The organism is Pseudomonas putida, from assembly GCF_028682395.1.
GTDB classification, from domain to species: domain Bacteria; phylum Pseudomonadota; class Gammaproteobacteria; order Pseudomonadales; family Pseudomonadaceae; genus Aquipseudomonas; species Aquipseudomonas putida_AB.
On record NZ_JANHLC010000003.1, the window covers coordinates 494460 to 516896 of the forward strand.

General features: G+C 62.1%; 20 protein-coding genes. 10 read left to right on the forward strand and 10 right to left on the reverse strand.

Annotated features, from left to right (window positions below; all coding sequences use genetic code 11):
- Position 1: 1 nt before the first annotated feature.
- Positions 2-1567, reverse strand: a complete 1566-nt coding sequence (locus tag NPS46_RS10600; RefSeq protein WP_274106876.1) for a PLP-dependent aminotransferase family protein — start codon at positions 1565-1567, stop codon at positions 2-4.
- A gap of 102 nt (positions 1568-1669) precedes the next feature.
- Between NPS46_RS10600 and NPS46_RS10605 the strand changes: the two genes are divergently transcribed.
- The 3 genes from NPS46_RS10605 to NPS46_RS10615 are packed head-to-tail and all read left to right on the forward strand — an operon-like array spanning position 1670 to position 3440.
- On the forward strand, positions 1670-2293 hold the full coding sequence (locus NPS46_RS10605; RefSeq protein ID WP_274106878.1) for an FMN-binding negative transcriptional regulator: 624 nt from the start codon (positions 1670-1672) through the stop codon (positions 2291-2293).
- A gap of 11 nt (positions 2294-2304) precedes the next feature.
- Complete coding sequence (locus NPS46_RS10610) at positions 2305-2751, forward strand: GNAT family N-acetyltransferase (protein WP_274106880.1); 447 nt, start codon at positions 2305-2307, stop codon at positions 2749-2751.
- 17 nt (positions 2752-2768) lie between these two features.
- A complete protein-coding gene (locus tag NPS46_RS10615) occupies positions 2769-3440 on the forward strand; it encodes a GNAT family N-acetyltransferase (RefSeq protein WP_274106882.1) in 672 nt (223 codons plus the stop codon).
- 68 nt (positions 3441-3508) lie between these two features.
- Here NPS46_RS10615 and oadA read toward each other — a convergent pair whose 3' ends face one another.
- Both oadA and NPS46_RS10625 read right to left on the reverse strand, forming a co-directional pair.
- Complete coding sequence (oadA, locus tag NPS46_RS10620; protein WP_274106884.1) at positions 3509-5317, reverse strand: sodium-extruding oxaloacetate decarboxylase subunit alpha; 1809 nt, start codon at positions 5315-5317, stop codon at positions 3509-3511.
- Between the two features lie 101 nt (positions 5318-5418).
- Entirely contained in the window at positions 5419-6834 is a 1416-nt protein-coding gene (locus NPS46_RS10625; RefSeq protein ID WP_274106886.1) for an acetyl-CoA carboxylase biotin carboxylase subunit, read from the reverse strand.
- 188 nt (positions 6835-7022) lie between these two features.
- Here NPS46_RS10625 and NPS46_RS10630 point away from each other — a divergent pair, with 188 nt between their 5' ends.
- Complete coding sequence (locus tag NPS46_RS10630) at positions 7023-7985, forward strand: LysR family transcriptional regulator (protein ID WP_274106888.1); 963 nt, start codon at positions 7023-7025, stop codon at positions 7983-7985.
- Here the strand turns inward: NPS46_RS10630 and NPS46_RS10635 are convergent.
- The 3 genes from NPS46_RS10635 to NPS46_RS10645 form a co-directional block, all read right to left on the reverse strand.
- Positions 7927-8121, reverse strand: a complete 195-nt coding sequence (locus tag NPS46_RS10635) for a PA3496 family putative envelope integrity protein (protein ID WP_274106890.1) — start codon at positions 8119-8121, stop codon at positions 7927-7929. The genes NPS46_RS10630 and NPS46_RS10635 overlap by 59 nt on opposite strands.
- 116 nt (positions 8122-8237) lie before the next feature.
- Positions 8238-9104, reverse strand: coding sequence for a transcriptional regulator HexR (hexR, locus tag NPS46_RS10640; RefSeq protein WP_274106892.1), 867 nt, complete (start codon positions 9102-9104; stop codon positions 8238-8240).
- 190 nt (positions 9105-9294) lie between these two features.
- Positions 9295-12162 (reverse strand): EAL domain-containing protein, encoded by a 2868-nt coding sequence (locus tag NPS46_RS10645; RefSeq protein WP_274106894.1) that lies wholly within the window; start codon positions 12160-12162, stop codon positions 9295-9297.
- 247 nt (positions 12163-12409) lie between these two features.
- Between NPS46_RS10645 and uvrD the strand changes: the two genes are divergently transcribed.
- The 4 genes from uvrD (at position 12410) to NPS46_RS10665 (ending at position 16612) form a co-directional block, all read left to right on the forward strand.
- On the forward strand, positions 12410-14593 hold the full coding sequence (gene uvrD, locus NPS46_RS10650; RefSeq protein ID WP_274106896.1) for a DNA helicase II: 2184 nt from the start codon (positions 12410-12412) through the stop codon (positions 14591-14593).
- Between the two features lie 24 nt (positions 14594-14617).
- On the forward strand, positions 14618-15058 hold the full coding sequence (locus NPS46_RS10655) for an EamA family transporter (protein ID WP_274106897.1): 441 nt from the start codon (positions 14618-14620) through the stop codon (positions 15056-15058).
- A 158-nt stretch (positions 15059-15216) separates the two neighbouring features.
- Positions 15217-16074 (forward strand): Tim44 domain-containing protein, encoded by an 858-nt coding sequence (locus NPS46_RS10660; RefSeq protein WP_274106899.1) that lies wholly within the window; start codon positions 15217-15219, stop codon positions 16072-16074.
- A 130-nt stretch (positions 16075-16204) separates the two neighbouring features.
- A complete protein-coding gene (locus tag NPS46_RS10665; RefSeq protein ID WP_274106901.1) occupies positions 16205-16612 on the forward strand; it encodes an SMI1/KNR4 family protein in 408 nt (135 codons plus the stop codon).
- Between the two features lie 18 nt (positions 16613-16630).
- Here NPS46_RS10665 and NPS46_RS10670 read toward each other — a convergent pair whose 3' ends face one another.
- Positions 16631-18394, reverse strand: coding sequence for a cation:proton antiporter (locus NPS46_RS10670; RefSeq protein ID WP_274106903.1), 1764 nt, complete (start codon positions 18392-18394; stop codon positions 16631-16633).
- Positions 18395-18674: 280 nt separating this feature from the next.
- Here NPS46_RS10670 and NPS46_RS10675 point away from each other — a divergent pair, with 280 nt between their 5' ends.
- The gene (locus NPS46_RS10675; RefSeq protein WP_274106904.1) at positions 18675-19160 is read left to right on the forward strand and encodes an acyl-CoA thioesterase; all 486 of its coding nucleotides are present in this window, start codon (positions 18675-18677) and stop codon (positions 19158-19160) included.
- Positions 19161-19187: 27 nt separating this feature from the next.
- Here NPS46_RS10675 and pdxY read toward each other — a convergent pair whose 3' ends face one another.
- Positions 19188-20060 carry a pyridoxal kinase PdxY gene (pdxY, locus tag NPS46_RS10680; RefSeq protein ID WP_274106905.1) on the reverse strand — a complete coding sequence of 291 codons (873 nt, stop codon included), beginning with the start codon at positions 20058-20060 and terminating at the stop codon, positions 19188-19190.
- Positions 20061-20174: 114 nt separating this feature from the next.
- Between pdxY and NPS46_RS10685 the strand changes: the two genes are divergently transcribed.
- Positions 20175-20564: a DUF3301 domain-containing protein gene (locus NPS46_RS10685; RefSeq protein ID WP_274106907.1), complete on the forward strand. Its 390-nt coding sequence runs from the start codon at positions 20175-20177 to the stop codon at positions 20562-20564.
- On the opposite strand, the gene blaOXA is transcribed toward NPS46_RS10685, so the two are convergent.
- Positions 20558-21355: a class D beta-lactamase gene (gene blaOXA, locus NPS46_RS10690; protein WP_274106909.1), complete on the reverse strand. Its 798-nt coding sequence runs from the start codon at positions 21353-21355 to the stop codon at positions 20558-20560. The two genes, NPS46_RS10685 and blaOXA, sit on opposite strands and share 7 nt — an antisense overlap.
- Positions 21356-21458: 103 nt before the next feature.
- Entirely contained in the window at positions 21459-22436 is a 978-nt protein-coding gene (locus tag NPS46_RS10695) for a CobW family GTP-binding protein (protein ID WP_274106911.1), read from the reverse strand.
- Position 22437: the final 1 nt, after the last annotated feature.

Sequence of the window (22437 nt, forward strand, 5' to 3'; positions counted from 1 at the left end):
TCTACCGGGCTGGCGCTGACCGGCGCCAGACCCGCTCCAGGTCGCGCAATGCCGTGGCTATCGCGGCTTCCGGCACCGCGGCGAACCCCAGCACCAGCCCCGCTCTCTGCGCCTCGGGAAGTGTCGAGCCCTCGATCCAATAGCCGCTCAAGCCACTGATCTCGACCCCGACACTGGCGGCCTGCTCGATCAGCTCGCGCTCACGCGCCAGGCTCTGCACCCGCACCGTCAAATGCAGCCCCGCCACCACGCTGGGCAGCGCCGCACAACCGGGGATATCCACAGGCCAGCCGGCAATCAGCGCATTCAGCCGCCCCAAAGCCGCGCGTCGCATACGGCGGATATGCCGCTGGAAATGGCCAGCCGCCATGAATTCGGCCATCACGGCCTGGGTACTGACCTCGGAATGCCGCATATCCAGGGCCCGCCGCTGGCTGAACACCTCAACCAGTGGCGGTGGCAGCACCAGGTATCCCAGGCGCAGCGCCGGGAAGGCGATCTTGCCGAAGGTACCGACATAGAGCACCCGACCCTGGCGGTCGAGCGCGGCCAGCGGGGCCAATGGGGTGCCGCTGTAGCGGTACTCGCCGTCATAGTCATCCTCGACGATCCAGCCCTCGGCACGTTCGGCCCAGGCCAGCAGCTCAAGGCGCCGGGCCAGGCTCATGGTGGCGCCGGTGGGGTACTGATGGGACGGGGTGACATAAGCCAGGCGGCAATCCTCAAGCTGCGCCAGCTCGGCGCAGCGCATGCCATCGCTGTCCACCGCCACGCCCTGCACCTTCGCCCCCGCCACCGCAAAGGCGTTGCGCGCGGCGCGGTAGCCCGGGTTTTCCACAGCCACCCCATCGCCAGGCTCGACCAGCAACTGTGCACAAAGGCTAATCGCCTGCTGCGCGCCACTGGTGATCACAATTTGCTCAGCCGTGCAGTGCAACCCTCTGGAACTGCGCAGGTAGGCCGCGATCAGCTCGCGCAAACGCTGCTCACCGGCGGCCTCGCCATAGCACAGCAATTGCAGCTCCGGTTTTCGCCAAAAAGCCGCCTGCAGCTTGGCCCAGACGGCAAACGGAAACAGATCGAAGGCCGGAATGCCCACCCGAAAAGCCCGCGGCGGACCACTCGGCGGCTTCGCCAGAGGGTGGCGCTCGACCCGCGCCAAAGCGCCCCTATGGATAACTTTACTGGATGTAACGCCAGTATTTATAAGTGAAATTGTGGATAAGGGTGTGGATAAGCCTGTTGAAAACCCTGTGGACAGTTTTGTGGATAGTTTTTCCAATGGCAGGCTCTTTTCCGGCAAGCGTGCCACATAGGTGCCATCACCCACCCGCCCCTCGATAAAGCCCTCGGCGTAAAGCTGGTCATAAGCCCGCACCACGCTATTGCGCGAAATCGCCAGCGCCGCCGCCAGGTCCCGACTTGCCGGCAAGCGCGTGCCACTGGCCAGGCGCCCGTCCAGAACACGCTGGCGCAAAGCCTGGTACAGCTGGCGCGTCAGGCCCTGACGGGGGTCGAGGAGAATCCCGGCGGGATCGAATGGCAGGGACAACGGCGGGCTCGGCATGGTCTGGACCTATGGATTGGACCTACAAAAATCATCGCTAATGGCTCTTACAACCAACCATTAGCCTGCCTAGGATGCAGCCATTCGCCAAGGAAAATCGCTATGTACACACCCCGCGCCTTTACCGAAGAGGACCCCCTCGAACTTCAGCGCCTGATCCGCGATACGCGCCTGGCGCTCGTGGTGACCCATGGCCCCGAAGGCTTGCAGGCCAGCCATCTGCCGCTGCTGCTCAAGGCCGACGAAGGCCCCCATGGCACCCTCTACGGCCACCTGGCCCGGGCCAACCGCCAATGGCAGACGCTGGCGGCCGGTGGCGAGGTGCTGGTGATCTTCACGGGGGGCGATGCCTACGTCAGCCCTTCGTTCTACCCAGCCAAGGCCGAGCACGGCAAAGTGGTACCGACCTGGAACTACCTGGCGGTCCACGCTTATGGCCAGGCCGAGGTCTTCGACGAGCCGCCGCGCCTGCTCGAACTGGTCAGCAGCCTGACCGACCGCCACGAGGCTGATCGCGCCAGCCCGTGGCAAGTCACCGATGCCCCGGCCGACTATATCGACGGCATGCTCAGGGCCATTGTCGGTTTCGCCCTGCCGATCACGCGCCTGGAAGGCAAGCGCAAGCTCAGCCAAAACCGCAGCCCGGCCGATGTCCAGGGCGTGCGCCAGGGGCTCGCCGCCAGCACCGACATACTGGACCGCAATCTCGCCCACTGGATGAAATAAGGAAGGCTGCAATGCCACAGATCGACATTCGCCCCGTTACTCCCGCCGACCAGACCGCCTGGCTGCCCTTATGGCAGGGCTACCTGCAGTTCTATGAAACCCGGTTGCCGGATGCCGTCACCCAATCCAGTTGGCAGCGTTTTCTCGATCCCGACGAGCCCACCCACGCGGCCCTGGTCTGGATCGATGGCAAGGCCGTCGGCCTGGTGCACTTCATCTATCATCGCTCCAACTGGAGCATCGAAAATTCGTGCTACCTGCAGGACCTGTTCGTCGATCCTCAACTGCGCGGCACCGGCCTGGGCCGCGCCTTGATCGAACACGTCTATGCGCGCGCCAAGGCCGACCAATGCGCCAAGGTCCATTGGCTGACCCATGAAACCAACGCCACCGGCATCCGCCTTTACGAACGCGTCGCCGAACGCCCCGGTTTCATCCAGTTTCGCAAAGCCCTCTAACCCCCGAGGAACGCTCGATGCCGACACCTGTAGAACACTGGACAGCCGTCCCGACACCTAGCGCCCAGGTACTGGAAGGTCATTTTATTCGCCTGGAAAAGCTCGACCCTGCCCGCCACGGAGATGATCTGTGGCGGGCGCTCCAGGGCCCGGGGGCCGATCCAAAGCTGTGGGACTACCTGCCTTACGGCCCCTTTACCGAACGCACGGCATTCGACGCTTGGCTGGATAACCATGCCGCCCATAGCGATCCGTATTTTTTCAGCGTTATCGACAAGGCCAGCGGCCAGGTTCAGGGACTTCTCAGCCTGATGTCGATTGTCCCGACCCAGGGCCGCATCGAGATTGGCCATGTGACCTTTGGCGCACCGATGCAGCGCTCGCCAAAAAGTACCGAAGCCGTGTACCTGCTGGCCAAGGAGTCCTTTGCCCTGGGCAACCGGCGCCTGGAGTGGAAGTGCAACAACGAGAACGCACGCAGCAAGCAGGCCGCCGAGCGACTGGGCTTCCAGTTCGAAGGGGTGTTCCGCCAGCATATGGTGGTCAAGGGCATGAACCGCGACACGGCCTGGTACAGCATCCTCGATTCGGAGTGGCCGCAGGTGGCGGCCGGCTTCGAGCGTTGGCTGGCGCCGCAGAACCATGGGCCCGAGGGGCAGGTGCGAGCGCTTGTGGAGTGTCGGGCGTAAAAAGGGCAGGCAAAAAAAGGGGAGCAGATGCTCCCCCGAGGTTTAAAACGTTGTGATCGTGGCGTCGATCAGCCTTCGATCTCGATCAGGATCTCGCCCGGGTTGACCCGGTCGCCCTTGGCCACATGGATGGCGCTTACCTTGCCGGCGATGGTCGCCTGGATCTCGGTTTCCATCTTCATGGCTTCGGTGATCAGCACGGCTTGCCCGGCCTTCACGGTATCGCCTTCCTTGACCAGGACATCGACGATATTGCCCGGCATGGTGGTGCTGATATGCCCCGGTGCGCTGGCCTGCTTGCGCTTGCTGCCGCCACCGCCGACAAACTCGTTGAGCGGTTCGAACACCACTTCTTCCGGCATGCCGTCGATGGACAGGTAGAAGTGCCGCTTGCCTTCGGCCTTGACGCCGACACCGGTGATATCGACGCGGTAGGTTTCACCGTGAACATCGATCACAAATTCGGTCGGCACACCTTCACCGCCCGCCGAACGCACGCCACCGGTTTCCGGAATCGGCAGCAGGACTTCCGGCGCCAGGGTGCCGGCCGCACGCTCTTCCAGGAATTTGCGCCCGATATCCGGGAACATGGCATAGGTCAGCACGTCTTCTTCAGACTGGGCCACGGTACCGATCTCGGCGCGCAGCTTGACCATTTCCGGCTTGAGCAGGTCGGCCGGACGGACGTCGATCACGTCTTCGCTGCCAATGGCCTGGCGACGCAAGGTTTCGTCGACCTGGCCGGGCGCCTTGCCGTAGCCACCTTGCAGATAGAGCTTCACTTCGTTGGTGATGGTCTTGTAGCGCTCGCCGGCCAGGACGTTGAAGAACGCCTGGGTGCCGACGATCTGCGAAGTCGGCGTCACCAGCGGCGGGAAGCCGAGGTCTTCACGCACGCGCGGAATTTCTGCCAGCACTTCGCTCATGCGGTTGAGCGCGCCCTGCTCCTTGAGCTGGTTGGCCAGATTGGAAATCATTCCGCCCGGCACCTGGTTGACTTGCACCCGGGTGTCGACCGAAGTGAACTCGCTCTCGAACTGGTGGTACTTCTTGCGCACGGCGTAGAAGTACAGACCGATTTCCTGCAGCAGTTCCAGATCCAGGCCGGTATCGAACTCACTGCCTTTAAGGGCCGCCACCATCGACTCGGTTCCCGGGTGGCTGGTGCCCCAGGCAAAGCTGGAGATCGCAGTGTCGATATGGTCGGCACCGTTTTCAATCGCCTTGAGCTGGCACATCGCAGCCAGGCCGGCGGTGTCATGGGAGTGGATAAAGATCGGCAGCGACTGCTCGGCCTTCAGCGCCTTGACCAACTCGCCGGTGGCATACGGTGTCAGCAGGCCGGCCATGTCCTTGATCGCTATAGAGTCGCAACCCATGGCTTCCATTTGCTTGGCCTGGGCCACAAATGCCTCGATGGTGTGCACCGGGCTGGTGGTGTAGGCGATGGTGCCCTGGGCATGCTTGCCGGCCGCCTTCACCGCCTCGATGGCCACGCGCAGGTTACGCACATCGTTCATCGCATCGAAGATACGGAACACATCGATGCCGTTGACCGCCGCCTTGGCGACGAACGCCTTGACCACGTCGTCGCTGTAATGGCGATAGCCCAGCAGGTTCTGGCCGCGCAGCAGCATTTGCAGGCGGGTGTTGGGCAAGGCTGCGCGCAGCTTGCGCAGGCGCTCCCACGGATCTTCCTTGAGGAAGCGCACGCAGGCATCGAAGGTCGCGCCGCCCCAGACTTCCAGGGACCAGTAGCCCACCTTGTCGAGCTTGTCGCAGATCGGCAGCATGTCTTCGGTGCGCATGCGGGTCGCCAGCAGGGACTGGTGGGCATCACGCAGGATGGTGTCGGTAACAAAGATCTTCTTGGACATTTTTATCTCCTCAGAAGCTGCAAGCTGCTAGCTACAAGCGAAAGGTCAAAGCGTGTGCGCTTCAACCTGAGGCTTGCGGCTTGAAGCTTGCCGCTGCTTATTCATAGGCCTGCGTGGGCGGCAATGGCGGCGGCAATGGCAAGGGCCAGTTCTTCGGGCTTGCGCTTGATCGAGTAATTGGTCAGTTCCGGGTGGCTTTCCACAAAGCTGGTGTTGAACTCACCGCTGCGGAATTCCGGATTGCGCAGGATTTCCTGGTAGTACGCGGCGGTGGTCTTGACCCCTTGCAGGCGCATGTCGTCGAGCGCGCGCAGGCCACGGTCCATCGCTTCCTCCCAGGTCAGCGCCCAGACCACCAGCTTCAGGCACATGGAGTCGTAGAACGGCGGAATGGTGTAGCCGGTGTAGATCGCCGTGTCCGTGCGCACGCCGGGACCGCCGGGTGCGTAGTAACGGGTGATCTTGCCGAAGCTGGGCAGGAAGTTGTTTTTCGGGTCTTCGGCATTGATCCGAAACTGCAGGGCGAAACCACGGTGGTGGATATCTTCCTGCTTGACCGACAGCGGCAGGCCGGAAGCAATGCGAATCTGCTCGCGGACGATATCGATGCCCGTGATTTCCTCGGTGATGGTGTGTTCCACCTGCACCCGGGTGTTCATCTCCATGAAGTACACCTCGCCATCGGCGAGCAGGAACTCCACGGTACCGGCGTTCTCGTAGCCCACCGCCTTGGCCGCGCGCACCGACAGATCACCGATATAGGCGCGCTGCTCGGGGGTCAGCTGAGGGCTGGGGGCAATCTCGATCAGCTTCTGGTTGCGGCGCTGGATCGAGCAATCACGTTCGAACAGGTGCACCACGTTGCCAAAGCTGTCGCCAAGGATCTGTGCTTCGATGTGCTTGGGATTGACGATGCATTTTTCCAGGAAGACTTCCGCCGAGCCAAAGGCCTTGGTCGCTTCGGAAATCACCCGTGGAAAGGCCTGCTCCAGCTCTTCGCGGCTGTTGCAGCGGCGAATACCGCGCCCGCCACCGCCGGAAGTGGCCTTGAGCATGACCGGGTAGCCAATACGCTCGCCTTCGCGCAACGCTTCGGCGATGTCCGCGACATTGCCCTCGGTGCCCGGGGTGACCGGCACGCCGGCCTTGATCATGCTGCGGCGTGCTTCGGTCTTGTCGCCCATACGGCGAATGACTTCCGCCGCCGGGCCAATGAATTTGATCCCGCGCTCAGCACAGATGTCCGCCAGCTCTGCGTTTTCCGAAAGGAAGCCGTAGCCTGGGTGCAGCGCATCGCAACCGGTTTCCACCGCCAGGTTCACCAGCTTGCGCGGGTTCAGGTAGCCGGCCAGCGGTTCGTCGCCGATGCTGTGCGCCTCATCCGCACGTTTGACGTGCAGTGCATGGCGGTCGGCCTCGGAATAGACCGCGACCGAGCGAATGCCCATCTCGGCACACGCGCGCACGATACGGACGGCAATCTCACCACGGTTGGCGATCAGGATTTTTGTTATCACTTGGCGTTTCCTAAGCCGCTGGAACAAACGACCCGCTAGACCGAGCCGACGAGTGACCAAATGTTTCAAGCCAGTCGCAACGCCACACTATGCCTCGCAGGTGATAAACAAAAATCAATTATTATTGGGCGACCCATAAGTAAAAACTTATAGTTGCTCCACCAACCTCGGCAAGGGAGTCGAAAAGCATGCGCAAATCATTGATGCGTATGACATTGCGTCAATTGCAGGTCTTCAATGAGGTCTGTGATCTGCGCTCCTACAGCCGCGCCGCCGAGGAAATGTCGCTCACCCAACCCGCCGTCAGCCTACAGATTCGCCAGCTCGAAGAGCTGATTGGCCAGCCGCTGTTCGAATATGTCGGCAAGAAGCTCTATATGACCGAGGCCGCCGACGCCCTGCAAAAGGCCAGTCGGGATATCTTCGCCCGCCTGGGCAACCTCGATATGCAGCTCTCGGACATGCGCGGCTCGCTGCAGGGCCAGCTCAAGCTGGCCGTGGAATCGAGCGCCAAGTACTTCGTGCCGCACCTGTTCGCCGCCTTCAAGCGCCAGCATCCCGAGGTCAATCTGCACCTGACGGTGGTCAACCGCGCCCAGGCCATCCGCCGGCTCTCGGATAACCGTGACGACCTGCTGATCATGTCGATGGTGCCCCAGGACATGGGCCTGGAGTTCCTGCCCTTTCTGAACAACCCGATTGTCGCCGTCGCACCTCCGGATCACCCGCTCTGTCAGCGCGGACCGCTGCGCCTGCAGGACCTGGAACCCTATACGCTGTTGATCCGTGAGCAGGGTTCAGGAACACGCCTGGCCTGCGAGGAATACTTCAAGGAGAAGCGCGTGCACTTCACCCAGACAGTGGAAGTGGCCTCCACCGATGCCCAGCGTGAATGCGTGGTGGCCGGGCTGGGCCTGGCGTTGCTGACCCGCCACGCCCTGAGCCTGGAGCTGGCGACCGGGACGCTGCGCGAGCTGCCGGTCGAGGAGTTACCGCTGTACCGCAGCTGGTGCGTGGTCCAGGCCAAGGCCAAGCGCCTGTCGCCAGTGGCCCACGCGTTTCTCGGATTTATCCGCAGCGAGCGCGTGCAAATCAGCGCGCTGGTTGAGCGCTTCGACGGTCGCTTGCCGGCTCCGCCTGCCAGTAGTTGAGGGCAGCGATTTCCTGCTGCAGATGACGCAGCTCGGTCCGGTCTTCGATGGCGCGACGAAACTCCATGCGGCGTTGATCTTCCTGCTGCCGACGGGTTTTGACGCTGCTGTTTTGCTCTGCGTGGTTGCGGGCCATTTCGAGTCTCCCAAGGCGTGTACGGGAGCTTGAGCATGGCTCAACGGCGTGACGGTTTGGCGGCACGCGAGTGACAGGATGATGAAGATGACCGCACCGGAACCGGCGCGCCAGGTTCAATCGTCCAGCGCTTTGACCGACTTGGGCGAGAGACGCAGGCTACGCAGGCTGCGCTTGACGCTCTTGAGGTGGTTGACCAGGCTCGGCCCACGCGCCATGGCCACGCCCATGGCCAGCACATCGATCACGACCAGGTGGGCAATACGCGAGGTCAGCGGCGTATAGATTTCGGTGTCTTCGTGCACGTCGATGGCCAGGTTGACGGTCGACAGCTCGGCCAACGGGGTCTGGCTCGGGCACAGGGTAATCAGGCTCGCGCCGCTTTCGCGGACCAGGTTGGCGGTAATCAGCAGGTCCTTGGAGCGGCCGGACTGGGAAATGCAGATCGCAACATCGCCAGGCTTCAAGGTCACTGCCGACATGGCCTGCATATGCGGGTCGGAATAGGCCGCTGCGGTCAGCAGCAGCCGGAAGAACTTATGCTGGGCGTCGGCCGCCACGGCACCGGAGGCGCCGAAGCCATAGAACTCTACGCGCTGGGCCAGGGACATCGCGGTAACCGCCTGCTGCAGGGCCACCGGATCGAGCTTCTCGCGCACCTCCATCAGCGTATGCAGGGTGGTGTCGAAAATTTTCAGGCTGTAGTCGGCAACCGAGTCATCCTCGTGGATCGCGAACTGGCCGAAGCTGGCCCCCGCCGCCAGGCTCTGCGCCAGTTTCAGCTTGAGGTCCTGGAAACCGGAACAACCGATGGCGCGACAGAAGCGCACGATGGTCGGTTCACTGATGCCTACGCTGTGGGCCAGGTCGGCCATGGAGCTGTGCATCACGGCCGCAGGATCGAGCAGCACGTGATCGGCAACCTTGAGTTCCGATTTGCGTAACAGATGGCGCGACTGAGTGATGTGTTGCAACAGGTTCACAGGGCAGGACTCGGTTGTGAGCGGCGGACGCCGAGGTTGTAGCAATCTTGTAGTTATACTACATGAATCGCCTTATTGCCCGCCAAATCCTCATCAAACAACCTGATTTCACTGCCAAATGCTCTATGTAGCGGTTATGGCGAGGTTTTTTCAACCTCGCGGCCCCTGCTGAAAGTCAATGGCGCACCTGCTACAAGAACTGTCGCTGCTCCTGCAACAAGATCGCCAGAGCGTCGGCCTCGACCGGCCGGCTGATCAGATAGCCCTGCAGCTCGTCACAGCCCTCGGCCTTGAGGAAATTCAGTTGATGCTGGTTTTCGACACCCTCGGCGACCACCTTCAGCTCCAGGCTATGGGCCATGGCAATGATCGCCCGGGTGATCGCGGCATCCTCGCTGCCTTCGGCCAGGCCGCGGATAAACGTCTGGTCGATTTTCACGTAGTCCACCGGGATGCGCTTGAGATAGCTCAGCGACGAATAGCCGGTGCCGAAGTCATCGATTGCCAGCTTGACCCCCAGCCCACGCAGTTGCTCAAAGGTCGAGATGATGTGCTCCACGCTGTCGAGCAACTGGCTTTCGGTCAGCTCCAGCTCCAGGCAACCCGGCGCCAGCCCGGTGTCTTCCAGCACCTCGCGAACCAGGCTGACCAGCTTGCCCTGGCGCAACTGATGCACCGACAGATTGACCGAGACACGGATCGGCGCCAGGCCCTGGCGCTGCCACTCGCACGCCTGCCAGCAGGCCTGGCGCAGCACGAACTCGCCAATCGGCCCAATCAGGCCGGTTTCCTCGGCCAGGCCGATAAAGTCCCCAGGCGGCACCATGCCCTGTACCGGATGGTCCCAGCGCACCAGCGCTTCGGCGGCATTCAGGCGTCCGGTAGCCAGGCACAGCTTGGGCTGGTAGAAGACCTTCAACTGACGCTCTTCGATGGCCTTGCGCAGCTGGTTCTCCAGTTGCAGCCGCTCAAGGGTGCTGGCTTGCAGGCTGTCCGTGTAGAACTGGAAGTTATTCCCGCCCAAGTGCTTGGCATGCTGCATGGCCATGTTCGACTGGCTGACCAGCGCGGAAATCTCCCGCGCATTGTCCGGCAGCAGGCTGATGCCCATTGACGCACTGACCACCAGCTCATGCCCTGCGACCATCAGCGGCAGCCGCAGCTTGCCCAGCAGCCGAGTCGCGACCCGGGCCAGACTGGACAGGTTGCCGTAGGCATCGAACAACACGGCAAACTCATCGCCGGACAGGCGTGAAATCGTGTCGGCCTCGGGCAGGGCATTAACCAGTCGGCGCGCCATTTTCTGCAAGAGCTGGTCGGCGACTTCATGGCCCAGGCTGTCATTGAGCAGCTTGAAGCGGTCCAGGTTGATATGCAGCAGCGCCAGGCTACGGCCACCCTGGCGCGCGCGCTGGTTGGCCTCGTGCAGCCGCTCGCGGAACAACGCACGATTGGCCAGGCCGGTCAGCTCGTCGTAGTGGGTCAGGTAGCGCATGCGCTCTTCAGAGGCACGACGGGCGGAAAGATCGGCGAAAAAGCCGACGATATGGCTGACATTGCCGCGACTGTCGCGAACAGCGCTCAATTGCAGCCATTGCGGATACAACTCGCCATTCTTGCGCGCTTCCACCAATTCACCCTGCCAACTGCCGTATTGCTCCAGGGCATGGCGAATGGTCGGGTAATGGCGCCGCGCGTCGCGGCTGCAGGGCAACTCCACCATGTTGCGCCCCAGCATGTCTTCAATCTGATAGCCGGTGACTCGGCTAAAGGCCTGGTTGATGGCGATCAGGGCGAAGTCCGGATCGAAAATCACGATACCTTCGCTGGCCGCCTCGAAGACCGTGGCAGCCAGTTGCAACTGCTGTTCGAGCTCCTTGCTGGCGCTGATATCGCGGCGAGTACCGACCATACGGATCACCCGACCACTGTCGCTGCGCTCCACCGCGCGCCCACGGTCCTCGATCCAGACCCAGCGGCCGTCGCCATGGCGGATCCGGTACTCGACCTGGTAGTCCTCGGAGCGGCCCTTCATATGCTCGACCAGGGCGCGCTTGAGCAACGGCAGATCCTGGGGGTGCAGACGAGGCTTGAGGTCGCTGAGCATGGCTTTGACATGCTCGGGCTCAAGTCCGAACAACTCCTTGAGCTGGGTGTGGTGAACCTCGTCGGTTTGCAGGTTCCAATCCCACAGCCCCAGTTCACTGGCCTGCAAGGCCAGGGCCAGACGCGCCTCGCTCTTGCTCAGCGCCTGGTTGGCCGCATCCAGTTCAAGACTGCGCTGGGCCACGCGGCCTTCCAGCCCGACCTGAGCTTCACGCAGTTCCTGCTCGGCGCGTCGGCGCTGCTCGACCTCACGTGCCAGCTCTTCATTCAGCCGCGCGCCGCGGGCCTGGGTCTGTTGCAGGTGTTCGATCAAGGCCTGGTTCTGAAAACGCCGCAGCAGGCTGCTCTGGATCAGCCGATTGACCTGCCAGGCAACCACACTCAGCGACAGCAGCAAGATCAGGCCCAGCCAGCCCCAGCCATACTGCTCGCCACGCCAGAACAGGTAGGCGATGCCCGGTAGCAGGCACGGCAGGGCAAAACTGAGAAACGCGGGCAGGCTCACGGCATAGGCGACGCTGGCCGACAGCGTCGCGGCGCCAATCAGGCCGAAGACCCAGGCCTGCTGCACGAAACTGTCCACCGGGACCAAGGCGATGGCGGCACTGGCCAGTGTCAGGCCGCTGACGGCGGAACCGATCAGGAACATCTGGCGCCAGATGGGCTGCGCCTGACGGCTGGGGGGCGCCGAATCGAAGGCCGCGACCTGGATCACGCGCAACGCCACCAGGGCCATCAACCAGACCAGCCAAATGCTGACCAGCAGGTAGCGCTGCGGGCTCCAGAGTAACCAGGCGCAGACCAGACCGTTGAGCAGCATGAACAGGGTAGGCAGCAGCGAGCCCTGATAAAGCAGCCGCGTACGCTCCACCGCAAGCTCGGTGGCAAATTGCTTGCGGGTCACCCGCAGAGCCTCCACGGTGGGAGCCGTCGCGCTGAAGCTGTGAGTCATAGGCAGTGTTCTTATAATGGTTGAGCCCGAAACGTCGACGGAGCATACACAAGCATTTGCCCAGACCAAACTGCTCTAAGTCACAATTAGTACGAAATATTCCACAACCTTGACCTTCCGTATAAAGCCCGAGCGAGAGCGGGCGCCGTCTGTAGCGCGTGACCGGTCGGTCGCCGCAGGTCGGGCTTTTTTACAGCGAATCCATGCCGGGTTTGCCCACCCCGCCCCAGCACCCTAGAATGCGCCGATGCGCGATGATCTCTCCCTTCTGCTGAACTCCCTCAACGATGCCCAACGCCAGGCCGTAGCGGCCTCCGTGGGTCGTCAATTGGTCCTGGCCGGTGCCGGCTCAGGCAAAACCCGCGTGCTGGTGCACCGTATCGCCTGGTTGATCCAGGTCGAGAACGCCTCGCCACACTCGATCCTGTCGGTGACGTTCACCAACAAGGCGGCTGCCGAGATGCGCCATCGCATCGAGCAGTTGATGGGTATCAACCCGGCCGGCATGTGGGTCGGCACGTTCCACGGCCTGGCGCACCGCCTGTTGCGAGCGCACTGGCAGGAAGCCGGCCTGAGCCAGACCTTCCAGATCCTCGACAGCGACGACCAGCAGCGGCTGGTCAAGCGAGTGATCCGCGAGCTGGGCCTGGACGAACAGCGCTGGCCCGCCCGCCAGGCCCAATGGTTTATCAATGGGCAGAAGGACGAAGGCCTGCGCCCACAACATATCCAGGCCAGCGGCGACTTGTTCCTGGCCACCATGCGCAGCATTTATGAAGCCTACGAGGCGGCCTGCCTGCGCGCCGGCGTAATCGACTTCTCCGAGCTGCTGCTGCGCGCCCTCGACCTGTGGCGCGACCATCCAGGCCTGCTGGCCCACTACCAGAAGCGCTTTCGCCATTTGCTGGTGGATGAGTTCCAGGACACCAACGCCGTGCAGTACGCCTGGTTGCGCCTGCTGGCCAAGGGCGGTGACAGCCTGATGGTGGTCGGCGACGACGACCAGTCGATCTACGGTTGGCGCGGTGCCAAGATCGAGAATATCCACCAGTACTCCGAAGACTTCCCGGATGCCGAAACCATCCGCCTGGAGCAGAACTACCGCTCCACGGCCGGCATCCTCAAGGCGGCCAACGCCTTGATCGCCAATAACACCGGGCGCCTGGGCAAGGAGCTGTGGACCGATGGCGGCGAAGGCGAGGCAATCAACCTCTACGCCGCCTTCAACGAACACGACGAAGCCCGCTACGTGGTGGAAACCATCGAAAGCGCGCTGAAAACCGGCATGGCCCGCAGCGATATCGCCATTCTCTATCGTTCCAACGCCCAGTCGCGGGTTCTTGAAGAGGCCCTGCTGCGCGAGCGCATTCCGTACCGGATCTATGGTGGCCAGCGCTTCTTCGAACGCGCCGAAATCAAGAACGCCATGGCCTACCTGCGCCTGCTCGAAGGCCGTGGCAACGATGCCGCGCTGGAGCGGGTGATCAACGTCCCAGCGCGGGGCATTGGTGAAAAGACCGTCGAAGCGATTCGCGAGCATGCACGCCACAGCGATGTATCGATGTGGGAAGCCATGCGCCAACTGGTCGCCAACAAAGGCCTGACCGGCCGCGCCGCCGGTGCCCTGGGTGGCTTTGTCGAACTGATCGAGAACCTCGCGGCCAAGACCCAGGACATGCCCCTGCACCTGATGACCCAGACCGTCATCGAGCAGACCGGCCTGATCGCCTACCACCAGGCGGAAAAGGGCGAGAAAGGCCAGGCACGGGTAGAAAACCTTGAGGAACTGGTCAGCGCCGCGCGTAACTTCGAGAACGCCGAAGAAGATGCCGAACTGTCGCCACTGGCCGCCTTCTTGGGCCACGCGTCGCTGGAAGCAGGCGACACCCAGGCCGACGAGCACGAAGACAGCATCCAGCTGATGACGCTGCACAGCGCCAAGGGCCTGGAGTTCCCTTACGTGTTCCTGGTGGGCATGGAAGAAGGCCTGTTTCCGCACAAGATGAGCCTGGAAGAACCCGGACGCCTCGAAGAGGAGCGCCGGCTGGCCTATGTCGGCATTACCCGGGCCATGCAGAACCTGGTGATGACCTACGCTGAAACACGACGCCTGTACGGCAGCGAAACCTATAACAAGGTGTCGCGCTTCGTTCGCGAAGTCCCCAAGGGCCTGATCCAGGAAGTACGGCTGTCCAACAGCGTAAGCCGACCTTTCGGCGGCGCTCAGAAGCAGAGTTCGAGCAGCCTGTTCGGCGGCACGGAAATCCCGCAGACCGAGTTCAGCCTGGGCCAGCAGGTGCGCCATGCCGTCTTCGGCGACGGGGTGATCCTCAATTTCGAGGGTGCCGGCGCCCAGGCGCGGGTGCAGGTGAACTTCAGCGAAGGCAGCAAATGGCTGATGCTGGGCTACGCAAAACTGGAAGCGGTCTGACACCTAAATAAAAGGTAAAAAACCATGGGCCCTAGCGTGTTTTCGTCATGGACGTTCTGGGCCCTGCTTTCTGCGACGTTTGCCGCACTGACCGCGATCTTCGGCAAGATTGGCATCGAGAACCTCAATTCCGACTTCGCCACCCTGCTGCGCACGGTCGTGGTGTTGATCAGCCTGGCCTTGATTCTCTACGCAACGGGCCAATATCAATCATTGGCCACAATCTCGACACGCAGTTATGTCTTCCTGACCCTTTCCGGGCTGGCCACCGGCGCCTCCTGGATCTGCTACTTCCGCGCACTGAAGCTCGGCCCGGCGTCATTGGTGGCGCCGGTCGACAAACTCAGCGTGGTCTTGGTGGCGGTTTTAGGGGTGATACTGCTGGGCGAGAAGCTCGATCTGCGCCAATGGAGCGGCATCGGCCTGATCACCGCAGGCGTCGTTCTACTGGCGTTCAGGCGCTAGATTGTAGATTTCTCACGCCGACTATTTCTGCGCACTACAGAGAAAAAGACTACTCCTACAAATATTTAGGCAAAAACCGGAAACACTCTGCCGCTAGCCAGCCCACCGCCATCTGTGCAGTATGGCGCGCGTGCACTCCACTAAACGGGAACCTTTTTATGCAACGTTTTCTTAGCATCGCCCTGGCGCTGTGCATCGGTTTGACGATGAGCCTGGACGCCAATGCCAAACGCTTCGGCGGCGGCAAGAGCTTCGGCTCCGCCCCGAGCCACCAGACTCGCCAGGCAGCACCTGCCACTCCGGCCGCCGGTCCTGCGGCTGCGGGCGCGGCTGCCGCGGCCAAACCTGCCGGTGCTGCGCGCTGGCTCGGTCCTCTGGCCGGCATCGCCGCCGGCGGCCTGCTCGCCTCCATGTTCATGGGCGGTGGTTTCCAGGGCATGCAGATCTTCGACATCCTGATCATGGCGGTCATCGCCTTCGTGATCTTCCGCTTTATCGCCGCCCGTCGCCGCAAGCAGCAGGAGCAAATGGCTCCCGCCGGCCACGCGCCGTTCCAGCGTGAAGTGTTCGAGCAGCCGCCAGCGGCGCAGCACTCGATCTTCGGTGGCTCGTCCGCAGCCGTGGCCCGTCCGGTCATCAATGCACCGGCCTGGTTCAACGAAGAGCGCTTCCTGGAAGCCGCGCGCAGTCACTTCCAGTCCCTGCAGCAGCACTGGGACGCCAACGAAATGGACAAGATCGCGGAGTTCGTGACCCCACAGATGCTCGACTTCCTCAAGCGCGAGCGCGCCGAGCTGGGTGATGCCTTCCAGTCCACCTACATCGACAACCTGAACGTGCAACTGGACGGCCTCGATGATCGCGCAGACAAGACCATCGCCACGCTGACCTTCACCGGCGTATCGAAGTCCTCGCGCTTCGACCAGGGCGAAGCCTTCAGCGAAAGCTGGAACATGGAGCGTCCACAAGGCGACAACCAGCCATGGCTGGTCGCCGGTATCCGCCAGAACGGCTGATACAGAGCGCTTGGCAACACCGAAAACCCCGGACTCGTCCGGGGTTTTTCATTTCACGATTGCACTTGTAACGAGCTACTGTATAAAGCGCGTCTTATAAACCGCGCCATAGAGCAAGAGGACCCGGGTCGTGGAAGAAGTCATCGAACAATTGCGTGAGCTCAACGAAGCCGTTCCAGTACCACTGGAACTGCCCGAAGAAGATGATCTGGTCGAGATCGAAGAGGAGTTGTTCATCAACATCCCCTTCGTGTTTCGCGAGTTTCTGCTGACGGTCAGTGATGTGGTCTATGGCCGCCTGGAACCCGTGACCGTGATGGACCCACAGTCCCATACCTATCTGCCGGATGTCGCGGCCAATGCCTGGGACGCCGGTGTGGCCCGGGATCTGATCCCGATCTGCCAGGACGGCGACGACTATTACTGCGTCGAGGAAGACGGCACCGTGGTGCTCTGGTCCGGCGAAGAAGAGATCGTCACCGAAGAGACCTGGGAGTCGGTCTGGCACTGGGCTCGCGAGGTCTGGCTGGAAAGCTGACCCCGCGCCGCGCCCGGGTCAGTGCCCGGGCGTGTCCTTGTGGTTGTCCAGGGTTTCAAGCAAGGCGACTTGCATGCGTGTATGCACACGGATAAACCAGCGCCACAGTACGGCGGCAACGGCCGCCGCGACCACGCCGATCAGGATCAGCAACTCGTTGGTCGGCAGGATACTGGCCGACAGGGCCGACAACAGCAAAAAAATCACCAGCAGCGACAACAGCGGAATCACTTCGGCGATCACCCGTCTCACCCGCTGGGTATGGCGCCCAGCCATCTCCGGTTTCACGCCCATTTCCGCCAGCAGCATCGAAAGCGCCTTGAGCTTGCGATACGCGGCAATCAGGAACGGCAGCGACAACAGCAAAGCCCCGCCCCAGATCAGCCCCTTCTGCCAAGCTGGATTACCGATCCAGTCCTGCAGATAGTTACCAATGTGCGCGGCAAAAAAACCGCCGCTGAAGAAGATCGCCACGACCAGCGCCAGGTTGACCCCGACCTGCAACAGAATCCGCCGAATCATCGCCGCCAGCAGCGCCCCCTCGCCCTGGGGCTGGATGCTACGCAGCCATTCGCCATACAGGCTGAACACTCGCGACACCCGTTGAGGCACGACCGACGCAAGTTTCAGCGACAAGGGATCGGCCCCGCGAATCAGGTAAGGCGTCAGCAGCGTCGTAATCACCGACACCGCCACGGCCACGGGATAAAGGAAGTTGCTGGTCACCTGCAGCGTCATGCCCAGCGCCGCGATGATGAAAGAGAACTCGCCGATCTGCGACAGCCCCATGCCGACGCGCAGCGAGGTCCTGCCATCGTTACCGGCGATAAACGCCCCAAGGCCGCAGGAAAGCATCTTGCCCAGCACCACCGCCACGGTAATCACCGCAATCGGCCAGGCATAGGCCAGGAGAATGGCCGGATCGAGCATCAAGCCAATGGCGACAAAGAAGATCGCGCTGAACAGGTCCCGCACCGGTTCGATCAGTCGCTCGATCTTCAGCAGTTGCCGGGACTCGGCCATGATCGCGCCAATCAGAAACGCCCCCAGCACCATGCTGTATTCGAGCTTGACTACCAGCAGGCAGAAGCCGAAGCACAGGCCCAGTACGGTGATCAGCAGCATCTCATTGCTTTCGAACCGCGCCACATACGCCAGCAAGCGCGGCACCAGCAGAATCCCCACGACCAGGGCAACGATCATAAAGAGCGAGAGTTTGCCGACCGTGGAAAACACCTCGCCGGAGCTGACGGTGCCACTGACCGCGATGCTCGACAGCAGCGCGATAATGCCGATGCCCAGGATGTCTTCGACGATCAGCACCCCGAAGATCAACTGCGCAAAGCGCTCGTTCTTCATCTTCAGGTCGTTCAGTGCCTTGACGATAATGGTGGTCGAGGAAATCGCCAGGATCGCGCCAAGGAACAGCGAGTCCATGGTGTTCCAGTCGAACCAGCGGCCGATTTCGTAGCCGATCCAGATCATCAGCACGATTTCCAGGAAGGCCGCGATAAACGCCGTGGCGCCCACCTTGAACAGCTTGCGCAGGCTGAACTCGAGCCCCAGGCAGAACATCAGGAAGATCACCCCCAGCTCGGCCAGGGTCTTGATCGTTTCTTCATCGTGAATCAGGCCGAACGGCGGGGTGTGCGGGCCGATGATAAAACCGGCAACGATATAGCCGAGGACCACCGGCTGCTTGAAGCGGTGGAAGAGGATGGTCACGACGCCGGCCACCAGCATGATCACGGCCAGGTCCTGGATAAAACTGATGGCATGCATGGCGAGGGGCTCCCTGTTTTTTCGCATCACACGGACTACAGCGAAGGTCGATTTCGCATGTCAGCAAGGTCTGCTTTGGCGGTGAGATTATCTATGGCATGGCTTTCTGAAGATTAACACTGCGACTTCTGGCAAAAAGCCGGCGCAATATGTAGAAACAGATCCGTATGGCGTGACGGCACAGGCAGGCCCGGCGTCCCGTTATCGATGGTTTGCAAAAGCCGCGAGCATTCGCAGAGATGCCGTGGTCCCTTTTCGTCAACACAACCGTGAGCGTGTTATGGAACCCGGAAATGCCCAGCTGTCGATGACCGTGCTGATGACTCCCGACATGGCCAATTTCTCAGGCAATGTCCACGGCGGCACCCTGCTCAAGTACCTCGATGAAGTCGCCTATGCCTGCGCCAGCCGCTATGCCGGGCAATATGTGGTGACCCTGTCGGTGGACCAGGTGATTTTTCGCGAGCCCATTCATGTCGGCGAACTGGTGACTTTCCTGGCGTCGGTCAACTACACCGGCAATACCTCTATGGAGGTGGGCATCAAGGTAGTGACCGAAAACATTCGCGAGCGCTCGGTGCGTCATACCAACAGCTGCTTTTTCACCATGGTCGCGGTCGACGACCAGCGCAAACCGGCAGCGGTGCCCCCGCTGCTGCCCGAAACCAGTGAAGGCAAGCGCCGTTACGTCCAGGGGCGGCAACGCCGACAGATTCGCCAGGAACTGGAAAAACGCTACCAGGAACTCAAGGGCGACGTCGTCTGATCGACGCCGCATCGTTGGCGGGAGCGCCTAGAGGCTGATCGACTGCGCCTCGAAGCGTACCCGCGGATGGGCAATGCGATCCTGAGCCCGCACCAGTTCCAGCTCGTAGCTGGCGCAGGCCTGGGTTTCCAGCAGCACTTCGTGCACGGCCGCTGCGGCGAATTCGAAAGCCGCCAGCAGACTGTCACCCAACAGAATGCGGGCCAGGAACAACCCGGACGTCAGGTCGCCAACGCCCACCGGCTGGCGCGGGAAGGCCAATAAAGGCCGGCGCAGGTGCCAACTGCCTTCGGCGGTCACCAGCAGCATTTCAAAACCGTCCGCCGGCTTGCCGGGATACGCCAGGTGCTTGACCAGCACCGCTTTCGGCCCACGGGCCAGCAACGCGCGGGCCATGCCCAGGCAGTCGAACAGCGACTGCGGCTGACGCCCGGCAAAGCTATCCAGTTCCAGTTGGTTGGGACAGAGGATATCGGCCACCGCCACGGCTTCCTGGAGCAGGAAGTCACTGACTTCCGTCGGCACGCTGCAGCCCTTTTCCGGATGCCCCATGACCGGGTCGCACAGATACAGCGCCTTGGGGTTGGCCGCCTTGATCCGCGCCACGCCACTAAGGATCGCCCGCCCCTGGGCGGCACTGCCCAGGTAGCCGGACAGCACGGCATCGCATTGCCCCAGCTCGCCAATGGCGGCAATCCCTTCGACCAGTGCAGGAATCTGCTGTGGTGCAAGCACCTCGCCCGCCCATTGGCCATACTGGGTGTGGTTGGAGAACTGCACGGTATTGAGCGGCCAGACATTCACCCCAAGCCGCTGCATCGGAAACACCGCGGCACTGTTGCCGGCATGGCCGAAAACCACGTGGGACTGGATGGCGAGCAAATGGGGTGTGCGTTTCATGCCGGATTCCGAAAGACAGATGAATTCAAGCCGCGCAGTATGCGACCAAACGCAGCCTGTACGACAGACCGATCACACAGTTAAGCTGCTGCCAATTTTTGGAGCCATGACCACATGCTGACCCTGGGAAATATCTTTGTGCTGATGCTGCTGGCCACCGGCGGCGCCTGGCTATGGCACAACCATGGCTTGCGCGAGCGGGCGCTGGAAAGGGTCAAGCAGCACTGTGCCAAGCTCGATATCGAACTGCTCGACGGCAACGTGGCCCTGCGCCGAATCGGCTTTGAACGCGACGCCCGAGGCCGGCGGCGGCTGGCACGGATTTACAATTTCGAATTCACCGTCACCGGCGAGCAGCGCCATGCCGGCACCATCACCCAGTTCGGCGCCCATAGTGCCCGGATCGAACTGGCGCCCTATCCGTGCGAAACCCCACCACAGCCACGCGCCGAAGTGATCGAATTAAGCCAGTGGCGCGAAGAGCACAGCAAGTCCCGTCACTGATCGACCTGCAACAGGCCATAGGCGCGCAGGCAGGCCTTGCCCAACGGGATACGCAAGGGCGCGTCCGCGATGCCCGCGGGCATATCGATGTTCAACGCAAAGGTGTAAACCTTGCCCTCCTGCTCGACCCAGCCGACCCACCAGCCGATATCCGGGGATGGCTTGTCGGCCCAGCCCGTCTTGCCATAGAGCCGCCAGCCTGGCCCCTGCTCTAGCAAGCTGATCTCCCGCGTGCTGGCCTGGAGCGCTGCGGGCAACGGCAATTGGCCCAAGGCTAGGCGCGCCAGAAAACGCGCCTGCTCGACGGCGCTGATTTTCAGCGGGCCCGCGATCCAGAACTGGTCCACGTGGTCACCCACCTCACCATTGCCATAGTCCAGCCGCGCTAGCGTGTCCTGCATACGCGTCAGCCCGATGCGGCGAGCCAGTGCCTGATACACCGACAGATTCGACACTTTGATGGCCTCGCGCAGGCCCATGTCGTGCTCCCACGCCTTGAGATAAAGCGGCTTGCCATCGTAGGGGAACACTTCATCGACGCTGCTGACCGCGCCTGTGGATAACCCGATCAGGGTATGGGCAATCTTGAAGGTCGAGGCCGGGATATAGCGGGTACCGGCCCGCTGAACGTTGAAGCCGCTCAAGCGCTGGGCACTCGCGTCATACAGCACAAAGGTGCCCTGAACCCCGGCCTTGGCAAAGACCTCGGCCAGGGCCGGGTTTTCCTCGATATCCGCCGCCAGGAGAGCGGGGGCGAACAGCAGGCTGAAGATCAGTAAAAAAACGTTCATGAGGCTCAGGCCCAACCCTGTAGAAGCGAGCTTGCTCGCGATAAAAAACCATCAGCACACCGTTCAATCGATACGCCTGAAACCTTCACCAGCCCGCTCGCGCCTACCCCGGCTTTTCACACAAGCAGGCGGCGATGCCCGCCCGTAAAGCCTGCTCATCCTGCTCTGCGGCAAAAATCAGCTCCAGCCGCGAATCCCGGGACCACTCGCTCGGCAGCCATTCCAAAGCCGAATTATCCACAGCGTTGGTCGAGATCCAGCCAGCCGGGCTGTGGATAACAGCCTTGGCCCGCTGCCAGTCGAGCTTGCCGAGGAAATGCTCGAGACGCTCACGATCAAACTGCTGGCTCGGATGCCAGCGCCAACCGATGCTCCAGCCCTGCGCCTGCTGCTGACTGAGGCAAATCGGCTGACGCGGATCGCTCCAGAGCATCGGCATTGGACTCGGCCCGGCTGGCAGAGCCGGGTTATCCACAGGCGCTCCGGCATGGGTCGTCGCCCCTGGTAATAGCGCCAACGGCAACGCCGCCTGGACGCTCCAGTACAACGCACTTCCCGCTGGCAACAGCGCAACCAGACGCTGGCGTTCAGCCTGCGACAGCCCTTCGGATTTATTCAACACCAGCAAACCCGCCGCCGACAAAGCCTCTTGTTGTGCCGCCGGTAGCGGTTTACCGGCCGCCAGTGCCGCGGCATCCAGCACCAGGACGCAAGGCTGCACGGCCAGCACCCCAGCCCAGGGCGCGACCTGCAGTTGGGCCAGTATCTGCGCCGGATGGCCCAGGCCCGACGGCTCGATAAACAAGCGATGCGGCCGCGCCTTGCGCAGTAGACGGGCGAGGCCGACCTGGAACGGCGCGCCATTGACGCAACATAAACAGCCGCCAGCCACTTCCCCCAGTGCGATACCATCCCCGGCGCGGGTCAGCAGCGCAGCATCCAGGCCGATCTGGCCGAACTCGTTGATCAGCACTGCCCAGCGCTCACCGGCGGGCCGCTGTGCCAGCAGCTGGCGAATCAGGCTGGTCTTGCCGGCACCCAGCGGGCCTGCGATGACATGGGTGGGAATGTTCTGCAGCATG